General features: G+C 38.8%; 17 protein-coding genes, 1 pseudogene and 1 riboswitch. Of the genes and pseudogenes, 13 read left to right on the top strand and 5 right to left on the bottom strand.

The features are described 5' to 3' along the window. A partial coding sequence (locus WG8_RS21185; RefSeq protein ID WP_232289147.1) for a hypothetical protein occupies positions 1 to 877 on the bottom strand: 877 nt, incomplete at its 3' end. Positions 878 to 1,316: 439 nt separating this feature from the next. After that, positions 1,317 to 1,402: riboswitch (cyclic di-GMP riboswitch) on the top strand. A gap of 37 nt (positions 1,403 to 1,439) precedes the next feature. Between WG8_RS21185 and WG8_RS26780 the strand changes: the two genes are divergently transcribed. Beyond that, a complete protein-coding gene (locus WG8_RS26780) occupies positions 1,440 to 1,616 on the top strand; it encodes an anti-repressor SinI family protein (protein ID WP_007432304.1) in 177 nt (58 codons plus the stop codon). Positions 1,617 to 1,949: 333 nt separating this feature from the next. Then, positions 1,950 to 2,138 carry an IS3 family transposase gene (locus WG8_RS29595; protein ID WP_083837606.1) on the top strand — a complete coding sequence of 63 codons (189 nt, stop codon included), beginning with the start codon at positions 1,950 to 1,952 and terminating at the stop codon, positions 2,136 to 2,138. Positions 2,139 to 2,191: 53 nt separating this feature from the next. On the opposite strand, the pseudogene WG8_RS21190 reads toward WG8_RS29595, so the two are convergent. After that, positions 2,192 to 2,702: pseudogene (locus tag WG8_RS21190) on the bottom strand (BltR family transcriptional regulator); the annotation flags it as partial. Positions 2,703 to 2,818: 116 nt separating this feature from the next. Here WG8_RS21190 and WG8_RS21195 point away from each other — a divergent pair. The 6 genes from WG8_RS21195 (at position 2,819) to WG8_RS21220 (ending at position 7,107) form a co-directional block, all read left to right on the top strand. Beyond that, positions 2,819 to 3,511, top strand: coding sequence for an ABC transporter six-transmembrane domain-containing protein (locus tag WG8_RS21195; protein WP_043891313.1), 693 nt, complete (start codon positions 2,819 to 2,821; stop codon positions 3,509 to 3,511). A gap of 102 nt (positions 3,512 to 3,613) precedes the next feature. Beyond that, positions 3,614 to 4,159: a GNAT family N-acetyltransferase gene (locus WG8_RS21200; RefSeq protein WP_043891314.1), complete on the top strand. Its 546-nt coding sequence runs from the start codon at positions 3,614 to 3,616 to the stop codon at positions 4,157 to 4,159. Between the two features lie 291 nt (positions 4,160 to 4,450). After that, positions 4,451 to 5,089: an FMN-dependent NADH-azoreductase gene (locus tag WG8_RS21205; protein ID WP_007432306.1), complete on the top strand. Its 639-nt coding sequence runs from the start codon at positions 4,451 to 4,453 to the stop codon at positions 5,087 to 5,089. 27 nt (positions 5,090 to 5,116) lie between these two features. Then, positions 5,117 to 5,755: an NAD(P)-dependent oxidoreductase gene (locus tag WG8_RS21210; RefSeq protein ID WP_007432307.1), complete on the top strand. Its 639-nt coding sequence runs from the start codon at positions 5,117 to 5,119 to the stop codon at positions 5,753 to 5,755. A 23-nt stretch (positions 5,756 to 5,778) separates the two neighbouring features. Beyond that, entirely contained in the window at positions 5,779 to 6,405 is a 627-nt protein-coding gene (locus WG8_RS21215) for a DsbA family protein (RefSeq protein ID WP_007432308.1), read from the top strand. A gap of 270 nt (positions 6,406 to 6,675) precedes the next feature. Next, positions 6,676 to 7,107 (top strand): Rrf2 family transcriptional regulator, encoded by a 432-nt coding sequence (locus WG8_RS21220; protein ID WP_043891315.1) that lies wholly within the window; start codon positions 6,676 to 6,678, stop codon positions 7,105 to 7,107. Positions 7,108 to 7,438: 331 nt separating this feature from the next. Here WG8_RS21220 and WG8_RS28910 read toward each other — a convergent pair whose 3' ends face one another. Continuing rightward, positions 7,439 to 7,912: a hypothetical protein gene (locus tag WG8_RS28910; protein ID WP_007432310.1), complete on the bottom strand. Its 474-nt coding sequence runs from the start codon at positions 7,910 to 7,912 to the stop codon at positions 7,439 to 7,441. Positions 7,913 to 7,940: 28 nt separating this feature from the next. Then, on the bottom strand, positions 7,941 to 8,168 hold the full coding sequence (locus tag WG8_RS28915) for an LLM class flavin-dependent oxidoreductase (protein ID WP_052310876.1): 228 nt from the start codon (positions 8,166 to 8,168) through the stop codon (positions 7,941 to 7,943). Positions 8,169 to 8,434: 266 nt separating this feature from the next. Between WG8_RS28915 and WG8_RS21230 the strand changes: the two genes are divergently transcribed. Both WG8_RS21230 and WG8_RS21235 read left to right on the top strand, forming a co-directional pair. After that, positions 8,435 to 8,773 carry a winged helix-turn-helix transcriptional regulator gene (locus WG8_RS21230; RefSeq protein WP_007432311.1) on the top strand — a complete coding sequence of 113 codons (339 nt, stop codon included), beginning with the start codon at positions 8,435 to 8,437 and terminating at the stop codon, positions 8,771 to 8,773. A 381-nt stretch (positions 8,774 to 9,154) separates the two neighbouring features. Next, on the top strand, positions 9,155 to 10,138 hold the full coding sequence (locus WG8_RS21235; protein WP_007432312.1) for an NADP-dependent oxidoreductase: 984 nt from the start codon (positions 9,155 to 9,157) through the stop codon (positions 10,136 to 10,138). A gap of 72 nt (positions 10,139 to 10,210) precedes the next feature. On the opposite strand, the gene WG8_RS21240 is transcribed toward WG8_RS21235, so the two are convergent. After that, complete coding sequence (locus WG8_RS21240; protein ID WP_007432313.1) at positions 10,211 to 11,428, bottom strand: ROK family protein; 1,218 nt, start codon at positions 11,426 to 11,428, stop codon at positions 10,211 to 10,213. 365 nt (positions 11,429 to 11,793) lie between these two features. On the opposite strand from WG8_RS21240, the gene WG8_RS21245 reads away from it, so the two are divergent. The 3 genes from WG8_RS21245 to WG8_RS21255 are packed head-to-tail and all read left to right on the top strand — an operon-like array spanning position 11,794 to position 14,069. Then, positions 11,794 to 12,612, top strand: coding sequence for a purine-nucleoside phosphorylase (locus WG8_RS21245; protein WP_007432314.1), 819 nt, complete (start codon positions 11,794 to 11,796; stop codon positions 12,610 to 12,612). Positions 12,613 to 12,649: 37 nt separating this feature from the next. After that, complete coding sequence (locus WG8_RS21250) at positions 12,650 to 13,561, top strand: EamA family transporter (RefSeq protein WP_043891316.1); 912 nt, start codon at positions 12,650 to 12,652, stop codon at positions 13,559 to 13,561. Between the two features lie 46 nt (positions 13,562 to 13,607). Further along, positions 13,608 to 14,069: a nucleoside deaminase gene (locus WG8_RS21255; protein WP_007432316.1), complete on the top strand. Its 462-nt coding sequence runs from the start codon at positions 13,608 to 13,610 to the stop codon at positions 14,067 to 14,069. The last annotated feature ends 48 nt before the right edge of the window (positions 14,070 to 14,117 follow it).

Genomic DNA, 14,117 nt, shown 5'->3' on the forward strand with positions numbered 1-14,117 from the left:
CTTGTTTGGCTTGCTCTTTCTGATGCTTCTTCCGCCGTTCGATTTTCGCCAGCCGCTGCGCTTCCGCCTCCGTCAACAGCTTCGCTCTCTGCGCCTCGAGACTGGAGATGTCGGCGGTCAGACCTGCTATGGCCGACTGCAGGGAGGCCTGCACGCTTTCAAAGTAAGCGAGCAGCTCTCCTCCGACGGGGTCTCCATCGACAGTGATCCGGCCATCGAAAGGTTGGGCGAAGGCAAAGGCTGCATAGCTATCGGCCTCAATGCTGTTGGACGTCATCAATCCTAATTGATGGACGGAACGCAAGTAGTTCAGGATCTCTTGCAGGGTCCCGCTTAACGGATCAGAAAGCATTCCGTGCCGCTTCAAAAGGTCGGTGATGCGGTCCAGCAGCGTCGTTTGCGACAGATTGGCGCAATTCGGCTCCAGCTCGTTCAGCGAGGTTAGCAGTTCATGAATCAGCGCGGAGGAGGAGGCTAGTTCCTGAAGCAGTTCCTGCCAAATGGACTGATTCAAGGCCTTTTGCTGTTCCAACTGCTGAATCATGGCGTTCAATTCACCGATTCGCTCCGACAGGTCGGCCGCGGCCTCCTCCAACCGGCTGCTGACCTCGAATCCGCTTGCGCCCATCAATCTTCCTTTTAAAGAAGCGGCCCGTTCGAGGTGTTCGGCCAACAGCGAAAGTTGGCTTTCGATTTGGCTGGGGAATACCCGGCAAGCCTTAATTTCCAAATTATCCTCGTGTCCGCTGGTGAATCCTCCGAAAGTGGTGCCGACTTGCTGGGAGGTCCACAATAGCAAGGTAGAAAGGATCAATCCGGATTGTAGCAATTTAACCATAGTTTGTTTCTTTCGTTTTTTGCGCAGTTTGCGGATCACGTCAGTTCGGGATCTTCGCAGAAAAGGTTCCTCCTTTCTAAGCAGAATTTCATCTGTTCGTTGATTTGTTCGTTATTAAGAACGAATTCCACGACTTGAATATACACGAAATCCTAGAAGAAAGGGAAACCGGAAAATCATTGGAAATTTCTCAATAAAGAACGAAAACCTTGAATTCTCTTGATATTTTGGCCGTTTACGTTTATTTCCCATGAATTTCGTTCTTTTTTAAGAACAAAATCTTGTTTTGTAACTTGTATCAAATTTTTTACTGTAATTGACAAGGAATGTAATCTATAAACAAAATACGATAACTTTTCCCATGAAATCCGCTTGTTTGGTCTACGCGGAGCGACATACTTTTCATATCGGAGACATTATAATAAGAACCAAGGAAGCTTTCTGGCTGAAAGCCCGTTATCCATTGGCAAACTATAGCACCAGCAAAGGGTAAACCTGCCCGGAAAGCAGGGGCACAAAGTCCCAGATCTAAGGTAGAGATACTAGGATGGCTGGTCTACCCGGGACAAGCCCAAATAATGATCTTAGGAGGGGATTGCTGTTGGAAAAGTCCGCCCAGGTTATTGTTCGTGATCGGTCCCCTGGGGAAATCGATCCTGAATGGGTGGTTCTGCTCGCTATGGCCAAGGAGGCGGGGATATCCATCGAGGAGGTTCGACGCTTTTTGTCGGGGGAACGATCATCAAATTATGCACGATGGCATTTACATAATAAATAGCTGGAAAAGGTAGCTGGAGAATCGTCTTGAGCGGAAGTGGGACGATTCTTTTTTTCGGCAATTTTTCTTCGGAAGCAAAAAGGGGCATAAAACGCGGCGCCAGCGCGGTGCGAGGGGAAAAACGGCGATTTTTGTATGCCAAAGGCGATTTTATTTGATCTTTTAAAGGTCAGTTGATTCCATTTTTCGTCATACGACTCAACGTCCTTCCAATTCACAACGAAAGAACGATCAGTTTTGAAGAACCCTTCTATATATATGAAATGTTCCAAGTTATAAGATGTTTGAAATCGGCCGATCAGTGAGTATAAAAGGCTGTCCGTATGAAACGTCGTGGCTGAAGCCACCTATAAAATCATGAAAACGGAGTTCATGAACCAGATGAGCTTCCAGAGCCTTCGTCATTTGGAACTGGAATTATACGATTACGTCAATTGGTTTAACCAACATCGCATTCATGGAACATTAGGATATATGACGTCTATTCAGTATCGTCATGCAGCCCTTGAAAAAGTTGTTTGATTTACTGTTGACAATCCACATTTTATCTTCATCCACATATAACGGGTGCCTTCTCAGTCCAACTCACGTAGAACTTGAAGTTGGATCTTTGTAATTTGGTTTGCCATCCCGTCCACCATCACTTCATCTAGAATATACTCCTCGTATGCATATTCCCCGATTTTTAATCCACTTTTTTCAATAAATTGAATAATCCTATCATAAGCTGCTTCAACTTCATTTCCTTTTTGGTAACCAACAGCATACAACCCTTTTGGTTTCACATGATAATCTAAATTCTCGACATCATTTGGTATCTTGAGATATAAATGTGGATAATTATAGAAGTCTTTTTCTAGTATTTGTTCTTTCGCCAACATTCCGCTTACAGGATGCCCCAGATTCAATTCATGTGATTGAACATAATGAATAAGATCTGAGACAAAAGTAATGTATTGCCGTTCCGATAAGCCTAATAAATTTGGAGTAATCATGATTCTCTCTTCCTCCAAATACTGAAATAGAAACTGAAGAAAGGTCTGTTTCTATTGCTTGTTCAGCAAGTTTCACTTTTGTCTCTATGATTGTTTTTAAATAGAGGGAGGGGGGACAAGATAAATAGACAGGCTGCGTTATATTGGGGGGAATGTACGGACTATTAGCAAAAAAATTGTAGGATTAATATATAGAGAGTTGATGAAGTGAAAAAGATAAATTCTCCAACGTTTCAATTGCTTCACCACATCTGGTTCCAAAATTATAAAGGTATCAGTATTACTTATTTATTAATTATTATCGAAAATATTTGTAATCTTCTTCAAGCTGCTGCAATTGGTCTTGCAATTGATGGATTATTGAAAGGGAACCTTATCAACCTTTTACCAATTTCCGCTTTATGGATTATTCACTTATCTGTCGGGCTATATAGACATGTCTACGATACCAAAATCTTCGGTGATATATATTCTCGTATTGCTTTTGATATGATTCCAATTGTATTAATTAACCGATGGTTTGGCCGACGTGCTTATCGTCTCAATAACGGACTTAACAACCGAATAGAGGTACAATCGGACATAATCATGCATCAGCCTCTTTCCATTGTTCGACATCACTTTAATCGGATGCAATTTTGGCGCATATCGATTTCAAACACTGAAGCTATAACTTGGGGTATTGTAGATATTATGGTTATTATCTTAACAGTTGCAACACTACTAAGGCTAACGCATTTGTATGGAATAACTGTTAGAACAATTTATGCCATAATATCTTATATATGGATGTTTAAAGATACGGTGAATGACATCCCAGTCATAGTAGACAATGTTTCGCGTGTATATGATATCGGTGGACGTGTAGCCGAAAAAATTGAAACAGATCATCCTGAATAAAAAGTGAGTAAACTTATTAAATCTTTTCCGTGTTTGTGAGTATGAGAAGATAACTTGAACTGAAGAAAAACACCTTTTATAACATGACAGAGGAGAGATATTGTGGAGAAATTCAGAGGAATTAACATTATTGAAATGACACGTGATAACAAGAATGATTACGAACGCAAAGAACATCCTTTCACGGTTATAGGGAGACTTATACCTAAATTAGAAAATGGCATATGGAGTTATCAAGAAGAACTTTATGAACAACCTTATGAATCAAAATACCCGGAACACGTGGATCTTGATGAATATATTAATAGCGATGACAGCATTGCTTTCTTATACTATTCCCAAGGAAAATGCTTGGGACATATAAGATTAAGCACAAGTGACGAAATTAAATTTGCTTCCATTGACAGACTTATTGTATTAGAAAGCAGCAGAGGAAAAGGAATAGGAACCGCCTTACTCAATAAGGCAAAGGAATGGGCATTACAAAAAGGAATGAAAGGATTCACGCTTGAGACGCAGGATGTTAATTTGCTCGCTTGCCGGTTTTATTTGAAGAATGAGTTTGAAATTGGCGCTGCGGACACTATGTTGTATTCAAACTCAAAATATAAAGATGAAAATGCAATTTTCTTTTATTCAAAATTCTAATACTTTCCCATGATAGGACATGTTTGTTTAACTCGCTTAAATTGCAATTAGAGTAGAAATGGGGATCATACAGAAAAGAATTAGAAAAGCTGTTGATTAGGTATTTAAATCAACGGCTCTTTTTGTTGCATAGCGTGCTTTCTTGGATTGGATTTTTGATTGAACGTTAATTAATTATGAATTACAAATAAACGTTGACATTAAACAAAGCTGTAACTTATATTATTACATGTACAAGATGTAACTAAAATTATTACATCATAGCAAAATAAAACAAAAGGAATGATAAAGATGACAAAAGTACTTTTTATTACAGCACACCCTCTAGAGGAGTCCACATCTTATAGCCTGGCTGTGGGTGAAGCATTTATCGCATCTTACAAGGAAGCTAATCCGGAAGATGAAATTGTGAACATTGATTTGTATAAAGAATATGTTCCTCACATTGATGCGCATGTTTTTAGTGGCTGGGGAAAACTCCGCTCCGGAAGTGAATTTAATCAACTCTCAAGCGATGAGCAAGAGAAAGTAAAACGTCTCGCAGAACTGTCTGACCAATTTATTGAAGCGGACAAATATGTGTTCGTTACTCCTTTCTGGAATTTTTCATATCCTCCAGTGATGAAAGCTTATATTGATGCTGTTTCTGTGGCGGGTAAATCTTTCCGTTACTCAGAACAGGGTCAACCCATTGGATTACTGACTGATAAAAAAGCAATTCATATTCAGGCACGGGGTGGTTTTTACTCCGAGAGTCCTGCGAATGAACTTGAAATGGGGCATCGTCACCTTCAAGTAATCATGAATTTCTTCGGTGTACCTTCATTCGAAGCTCTGTTTGTTGAAGGGCATAATAAAGCTAAGGACAAGGCACAAGAGATCAAAGAAAATGCCATTGCGATAGCTAAAGATCTTGCCAAAACATTCTAAAATATAGGATAGAAAGGTGAAACAAATATGAAGATTGCGATTATTGGAGCTAGCGGAAAAGCGGGGAATGTAATACTAGAGGAATCTATAGAACGTGGTCATAAAGTAACTGCAATTGTTAGAAATGCAAGCAAGATTAAGAAAAACGATGTTCAAATTCTCGAAAAAAGTGTATTCGACCTTAATACAGAAGATATTAAAGACTTTGATGTTGTCGTAAATGCATTTAAAGCTATCGAAGGTCAGGAACATCAGCATGTAGAAGCTGGAACAGTTCTTATAAAGGCTCTTCAAGGAACTATACAAACGAGACTAATTGTTGTGGGTGGTGCAGGGAGTCTGTTTGTTGATGAAGCTCAAACAACTCGTAAATTTGAGGCACCTGGTTTTCCGGAAGTATATTTACCAACGGCTGTTAATATGGCCAAAAATCTTAATGATCTTCAGCGATCCACTGGTATTCAATGGACGTATCTTAGTCCAGCAGGAATTTTTGATCCTGAGGGTCGGAAAACAGGGTCATACCAAAAAGGTGGAGATCGAGTAACCTTGAACATTCAAGGGGAAAGTTACATTAGCTATGCAGACTATGCCATCGCTTTGCTTGACGAAATCGAACACCCGGAACATGAAAACATACGATATTCAGTTGTTGGAGAGCGTTAAGTTAGTTAAAGGAGTTGTGAATGATGAAAAATAACGAGCTTTCTCTAATTTATGTGTGGGATGCTTATTGTGGATGGTGTTATGGATTCTCGAAAAGCCTACGGACTTTTCTTCAAAACCACTTAGAATTACCGATCCAAGTGTTGTCTGCTGGTCTTTTTGTAGGTGATCGGAGTCAATCAATAGCAGCATATCCGCATATTCCCGAAGCAAATAAACGGATTGGACAGTTTACCGGTGCAGTGTTTGGTTCTTCCTATGATAAACTTTTGAATGAAGGTACATTTATTATGGATAGTGAGGCAGCAGCTATCGGATTTTCCGCTTTATGCTCTTTGGCCCCAGAACGAGTAGTGTACCTAGCGGCTGCAATGCAGCGAGCATTTTATTATGAGGGCAAAAGTCTTAGTGATTTAGAAACATACCAAGAAATAGCAAAACAATTTGATCTGGATGAACAGAGACTGATTGAACGGATTAAAACTCCAGAGACATTGGATGAAGTCAAACAAGAATTTTTAATTGCCGCCAACCTTGGAGCAAGAAGTTATCCAACACTGTTCTTGAAAAAAGAGGAGGGATTGTATAATCTCGGCGGTGGCGCTATGACAGCTGAGAAGTTAGAAGAAAAATTTGCTGGATTAATCTAATTTAAAGTTACATGAAGAGAATTTCTCTAAGAAAAAGGTATCTTTCATTTTTCTACGTTAATCTGGATCAAGCGAATTTATTCCCTGCTTGGTCCAGTTTTATATTGGATAGACTCCAATGGTTAAATACAGGTATGCTCCCTGAAATATTACGACTCTCATTGTAACATTCTAAATACATGTTAGAATATTATTACCGCATCCTTGGAATATCCATATTAAATATTTTATAAGTAACTCAAATTATTATTGTACCACTGGGGTGAAAAAATGTCCGTAAGTTCTCGGTTTTATATAGGTATACACATTTTGTCGTTGTTGGAGATTAATAAAGAAGGAAATAACTCATCTGAAATGATTGCAGACAGCGTAAATACACACCCTGTAATGATCCGTAAAATTATGGGGATGTTAAAAAAATCAGGATTGGTGAAGGTAACCCGTGGAAAAGCAGGGGCTAAACTCGCACGAAATCTAAGTGAAATAACATTATTCGATGTTTACAAAGCAGTGAATGCAGTGAATGACAATAACTTATTTAATATTCAAGAGAAACCAAACCCAGATTGTCCGGTTGGTAAAAACCTCCAAGTGACGATTGAACCTATTTTTTCATTGGCACAAAGAGCATTGGAAAAAGTACTGGAACAAGTAACTTTACAAGATATAGTGGCTGATCTAGATAGGGATTCACTTGATTAGCTTATTTTTGAATTTTTGTTAACACCAAGCAGCCAGTTACTGATTGAACTTCGGTGACTGGCTGCTTAAATTTGCAAGGTGTTTTCTATTTACTATTCACCAAGAGTACAGTTATGAAAACACAGTTTGGCTAAGTCAAAGTTCTCTAATTTAATGTGTTGAAGAAAGCTTGAATTCATCGGCTAACAGTTTGTACGCTTTATGACGCGCAACTTTGTCTGTATATGCTTCCCATAACATTACTTCATCGACCATGGTCTCTGATGCCAGATTTCTTAATTGATCAGAAACTGTTTTAATCCCTCCGATAATGAACCGATTCCTGTTTTCTTTACGTGCTTCTTTTTCTGCTAAAGAATAAACATGTGAATGCGGCTTCTTCCAAACTAGGAAATGGCTGTCCTTGCATTAGGGTACCCGCGTACATCCTAGCCCATAATAATTCAAGAGGAGCTGCCAAATACTTGGCTTCATCATCCGTTTCTGCGGTGATTACAATGGTTGAAACAATACTTCGTGGTACTGACATAAATACAGATGGTTTGAACCGTTCTTTGTAAGCACGTAGTACTGGCACAGTCATTTGCGGTGATAAATAGGACGCGAAGTTCCTTGAGAAAAACGAGAGTAACTCATCCAACTGCTCAGGAAAATTAACCACTTCTTGTGAACGACGTAGTGCGTAAGCAGTCAGTGCATCTGTCCCGCTTGCTCTGCCGATTCCAAGATCGATTCTTCCAGGATGTGCAGCTTCTAAAAGTGAAAAATTCTCTGCTACTTTGAATGAGCTATGGTTGGGTAGCATAATGCCTCCTGCACCTATTCGTATGCGTTCAGTGCGTGCAGCAGCATACATGCTCATTTAAATCTGGAGCAGTACTTACTTGATTACTGGTATTATGATGTTCTGCAAACCAATACCTCGTATAACCTAATTGATCAGCTAACTGAACTAGTTCAATAGCATCTTGGATGGTTTTTGAAGGTGTATCACCATTCATAATCGTTGCAATATTGAGGATAGATAACTTAAGTTCTTGCTTTTTTGGATGAATAGACATATTTTTTACTCCTCCGAAAAAAGAAATGTCATACTGGTTAACAACAACTGTGACACAAGACAATGTATAGGGGATGATTTTAGCTGCTAAGGCTAGCTGCTCATTTAATCTTGTATCCCGTGTAACTCGTAAATATATGAGCTTAAATCTTATTGACTACTTGATTTTATCATGTTAGTTTATATTGTAAAGTACGTAAATTGTTTTGACTAGCTGAATTAAAGTTAGTAAATATGCTTTGATTAACACTTATGAGAGGGAATGTCATGAAATCTACAGAAGAGATGGTTTGTATTAAAACCATTAAGGAAACGATGGACATCTTTAGTGGGAAATGGGCAATTATTATCATAGGAGCTCTGCATGCAGGAGCAAAACGTTTCAATGAACTTAGTAAAGAATTAGGGATAAGAACCACATCGCTATCTGATGCTTTGAAAAGTCTGGAGTCTAACGGTATAGTTACTCGCACAGTTTACCCTACAATTCCTATTACAGTAGAATATTCTTTAACTGAAAAGGGGAGTGATTTCGGAGAAATTTTCTTGGCTATTAATGACTGGGGAATTAAATGGATCAAGAACGACATAGATTATTCAAAATAGCGGAATAAAACGTAAATGTTATTTTTAACGAATTATCACGTCTTTTTCACCAAACATAACGTTTCTCTATATCAGAGGAGAGAGCAAAAGAATCAAACTTATTAACAAGATAGTCCTACAAAAATGTCGCTATTAGCGACATTTTTGATTTAGAATATTAAAATTTTTCTCACACTGATAAGAGAAATTATTCAATAATCACAGCAAATAATAAAAAATACATACGTGATAAGTAGGTATATAAAGTATACTAACATCATTTATTTTGAGTACTTTATAAAATATATTAACTTGATATAATAGGCCTTGCTAAGGGACTTGAAAGTGACTAGATCAACTTTCAAAAATTGTGATTTCTAATTCATAAAGGAGTAATACGTGATGGAAAATAAAATACGATCAAAATCAATAGTTCATATGAACGCTTGGAGACTGCACGACTACGGCGGTATAGGTGCTATGCGCCTTAAAGAAATCTCTCGCCCCACCCCAAAAAAGGGCGAGGTCTTGGTACGGTTACTTGCAGCAGCTACCAACCCATTTGATTGGTACATGGCAGAGGGAATGATCGCTAAATGGGAAATCAATTTGCCAATCACACTTGGACGCGATGGAGCAGGAATCGTGGAAGAGCTTGGTGAGGGGGTGACTGAATTCAAAGTCGGTGAGGCTGTTTATGGCCAAGCAGATCCAGCGGAGGACGGGACCTTTGCTGAATATGCAGTCTTTCGTGCAGATCGCTTAATGCGCAAACCTGAATCTTTATCCTTTGCTGAAGCTTCTGCTTTGCCAAACACGCTCTACGCAGCTTGGAATGCTCTGTTCTCGACTAAAACGGGTATGAATTTACAACCTGGGCAATCCGTATTAATCCACGGAGCAGGTGGCGGAATTGGAAGCTTAGCACTGCAACTTGCCAAGTGGCGTGGTGCTCATGTAATTGCGGTGGCTGCTCCGAAGCACGAAAACCTTTTACGTGATCTCGGTGCCGATCAGTTCATTGATTACACACATCAGCGTTTTGAGGAAGAAGTCATCGATCGCGTAGACGGAGTAGTAGACACCATTTGTGCAGAGCCGGCAAGTAAGTCCTACTCGATACTGAAGCCAGGTGGTATGTATGTATCACTGCTCAGGACACCTGATCAGAACGAGGCTAAAGCAAAAGGTGTTCGTGCAATACTTACATTTGGTCCAGACAGCTATCCCGCAACGAACGAAATTGAGGCAGCAGTTGCAGCTGGTGCTGTTCACCCGATTGTTGACAAAGTATACCCCCTAGCCCAAGCACCGACTGCCCTAATTGAATTGAAAACGGGTAATGGAATAGGGAAGATTGTACTTAAAATTAATGAATCAATATAACGATTACTTGTTGAACTGAAAATGTTAAAGGATTCAAGTTCCTATCACTAGCGTAGATCGGAACTTGAATCCTTATTTAAACAGGTTTTCTTCAGTGAAATAATCCAATACCATACAACCAGCCCCCTGAGCCACAATATTGTAGGCTGCAGTGGACTTAATTATTTCGACATTACTGTTTGGATGAAAACTTACACGATCCTGTGCAGTTTTAGCTGCGACATCAAAAAAACGCGGTTTCGGCACTAGTGTACCTCCAAAAACCACAATTTCTGGACGCAATAAAAAAATCAAATTACTAAGGCCAATCCCAAAATAATAGGCTGCATCTTCTACCACAGCTAAACAGAGTTCATCGTTTTGTTCTAAAGCATGTAAAATATGAAATAAATCAATATCTTCAACATCATTAACTTCACATGACAGCATGGAAGGTTTACCACGTTTTATAAGTCGAATCAATTCCTCACGAATAGCTGGCAAACTACTGTAAGCTTGAAGACACCCGTATGAACCACATGAGCAACGCCTACCGTGGATATCAATAATGATATGTCCAAAGGTATCCTCCGTCTCACGTTTACTACTGACTAATCTCCCTTGTGAGATCGTACCACACCTGATCCCAATATCGCTGGATACAAAAACCAAGTTGTCCGTCTCTTTCCAATAGTTCATACGATATTCAGCAAGAGCAGCTAAATTGGTTCCGTTTTCTAAGAATACAGGGATATCCGTTTTGTTTTTTAAGTAGTCGACAATATTCAGATCCCATCCGTCTGCAGGAAAGTGCTGCGGGTGTGAAATAGCCCCCATGTCAGGGTTGAACGAATCCAGAACCCCAATACCGATACCCAGCAAATTCTCTTTAGGAATGTGATTCTGATCTAATAAGTTATCAACGCATGCTGCAATATAGTTTAATGTAAATTCTCCAGTGCATTCAGAGGTCATTTTTAATTTTTCAACGCTTATGATATTTAGCTTTAAATCAAGGAGTAAGATCGTAGTATATAGACTTGTTAGTTCTACACCAACTAAATAATATGAATCTGGCTTAATAACATAGGCTAGAGGTTTACGTCCACCACTTGATTTTCCAATCCCACTATCATAGATAAGACCTTCCTCAACGAGCTCTTCTAGTAAACGACCACAAGTTACATGTTTAAATCCAGTATGTTCAGTTAATGTATTAATGGTTACAGGACCCAATTTACGTACTAAGCTATATAACAGCTTCAAATTTTTTGCTTTAGGTGAGGATAAGTCCTCAAATTTATTTAGCATATTTTTTTTCTCCTTGATATGTGATTCTATAGGAAACCAAATCAAAACGGGTATAGTTTATTATCCAACTTTTTTTATAATAGTTCCACTCCATTTAATTTTTATTCTACTAAATTACGAACTTTAAATAAAACTGATTTATATAGTATATGTCATATTAAGTACTTTTATGATTAAAGTTTAACTAAAAATGATTGAAACAAGATGAATCCACTTGAAAACACTATTCTTTTTATATAAATAATAAAAAGTTATTTACAAAAACAGAATAAGCCATTAGACTTAACTATAGAAAGTGCTGTAGTAAGAATCTTGAAATGTTCGTTAAACGTTTCATAGCACAATATATTTAGGAGGAATGCAACATGCAAAAAATGCAAGATATTCAGGAAGCCAGAGACTTTATCATAAGTAAGACCTCGTATCGTCCAACAATTGGGATGATTTTGGGATCGGGACTGGGTACATTAGCTGATGAAATTGCAAACCCTTTCACAATTCCCTATAGTGAAATCCCTCATTTTGCAAAATCAGAAGCAGTAGGACATGCGAACGAATTAGTTATTGGGGAGCTAAAGGGAAAAACTGTGGTTGCGATGAAAGGACGCTTTCATTATTATGAAGGTTTTACTCTTGATGAAGTAACTTTCCCTGTTCGTGTAATGAAGGCTCTAGGAGTTGAAAACCTGCTCATCACTAATGCGTGCGGTGCAGTCAATAAAGAATTTAAACCGGGTGAGTTAATGTTGATTACGGATCACCTCAATTTGGTCGGTACGAATCCATTGATTGGGCCGAATAATAACGATCTAGGTACTCGTTTTCCTGATCTTTCCCAAGTGTACAATGCTGAATTGCGACAAATTGCTATGGAAGTTGCAAAAGCGCAAAATACAACTTTACGCGAAGGCGTATACTCCTGGTGGAGTGGTCCGGCTTATGAAACACCAGCTGAAATTCGCATGATTCGTACATTAGGGGCAGATGCCGTTGGTATGTCAACCGTACCGGAAGCCATCGTAGCTGTCCACGCGAACATGAAGGTACTTGGAATCTCCTGTTTAACCAACATGGCTTGTGGAATTCTAGATCAGCCTCTAAGTCATGACGAAGTAATTGAGGTAGCTTCCTTGGTAAGAGAGAATTTCATTGCTTTAGTTAAGGGAATTGTAGAGAAGGTTTAGTAATTAGGGAAAATCCGATGAAGGAAAAGGCGAAGTTATGAAAGGGTATATATATGTTATATTAGGTGCGATTTGTTATGGTTTATTATCGACTTTTGTGAAATTAGCCTATAAAGATGGTTTTATCGTTAATGATGTTGTTGGAATACAACTCTTCTTAGGATCGATATTATTATGGGGCGGAGTGCTTTTTACTAAGGGCACGAAGAGTACAAAAGAGAAGAAGTTTGTAACGCCAGGTAAAAGGGAGCTACTTTTATTAATGACTGTAGGGTCTACAACGGGACTTACAGGGATGTTTTATTATCTCTCACTTCAATATATTTCAGCTTCTTTGGCGATTGTACTCCTTTTCCAGTTTACATGGATCGGTGTGTTGCTAGAGGCAATTTTCAATAGAAGAATTCCTGAAAAAGGAAAGCTACTATCCATCATTCCTTTACTTATCGGAACAATAAGCGCAACCAATATTTATTCGACTGGAATTTCTGACGTTCATTGGCTTGGCTTTTTGTTTGGTCTTCTTGCAGCACTATCTTATTCCATTTTTATGCTTGTTAGTGGTAAGGTCGCGGTTCAAGCAAACCCGGTTATGAAGACAGCTTTCATGACTACCGGAGGTCTAATCGTTTGTTCGATCATTTTACCTCCAACGTTTTTAACAGACGGAAAACTGTTATTACAACTGGCCTTGCAATATGGGTTTGTTGTAGCTTTTGTCGGTCCCTTCCTTTCCACACTGCTTTTCTCGAAAGGTGTTCCGTTAGTGGGATCTGGAATAGCATCAATATTGGGGGCTATGGAGCTTCCAACAGCCATACTAATGTCTGTCTTCGTCCTGAATGAGCACATTGGTGTTCCGCAATATGTAGGGAGCGTCCTGATCCTAATTGGAATATCATTACCTGGATTACTGAAGAAAAATAAAAAGGACATCTTAAGCGTTTAAAACGTCCTTAGCTAGATAATAATCATAGATTAGGGAGGAATTTGGAATGATGAACAAAGATGAAATCTTTATGAAAAAGGCAATTGAGGTTGCCCTACAAGCCCGAAAAGAAGGGAATGAGCCCTTTGGTGCAATTTTGGTCAAAGGGGAGGAAGTCGTAATGGTTGGGGAAAATAAAATTAATACATTTTGTGATCCAACGCATCATGCAGAAATCGGTTTAATCCGGAAATTTTGTTCTGAAAACAATATATTTGATTTGAACGAATACACTTTGTATACAAGTTGTGAACCTTGCGTAATGTGTTCGGGTGCCATGGTGTGGTCTAACCTGGGTAAAATTGTATATAGCGTATCACATGATCAGTTAGCTGAAATCGCTGGGAGCAACATTATGATCGCTTGCAATGAAGTGTTTGAGAAAAGCCCACAAAGACCTGAACTGGTAGAACAAGTACTCAACGAAGAAGGTTTAAAAGTATTTGATGGATACAAATTTTCTCATTAAATAACTTTTTAATAAAACGAGAATTTATGAATTCATTGGACAACTTTG

Origin of the sequence: Paenibacillus sp. Aloe-11, from assembly GCF_000245715.1 — a bacterium.
In the GTDB taxonomy this organism is placed as follows: domain Bacteria; phylum Bacillota; class Bacilli; order Paenibacillales; family Paenibacillaceae; genus Paenibacillus; species Paenibacillus kribbensis.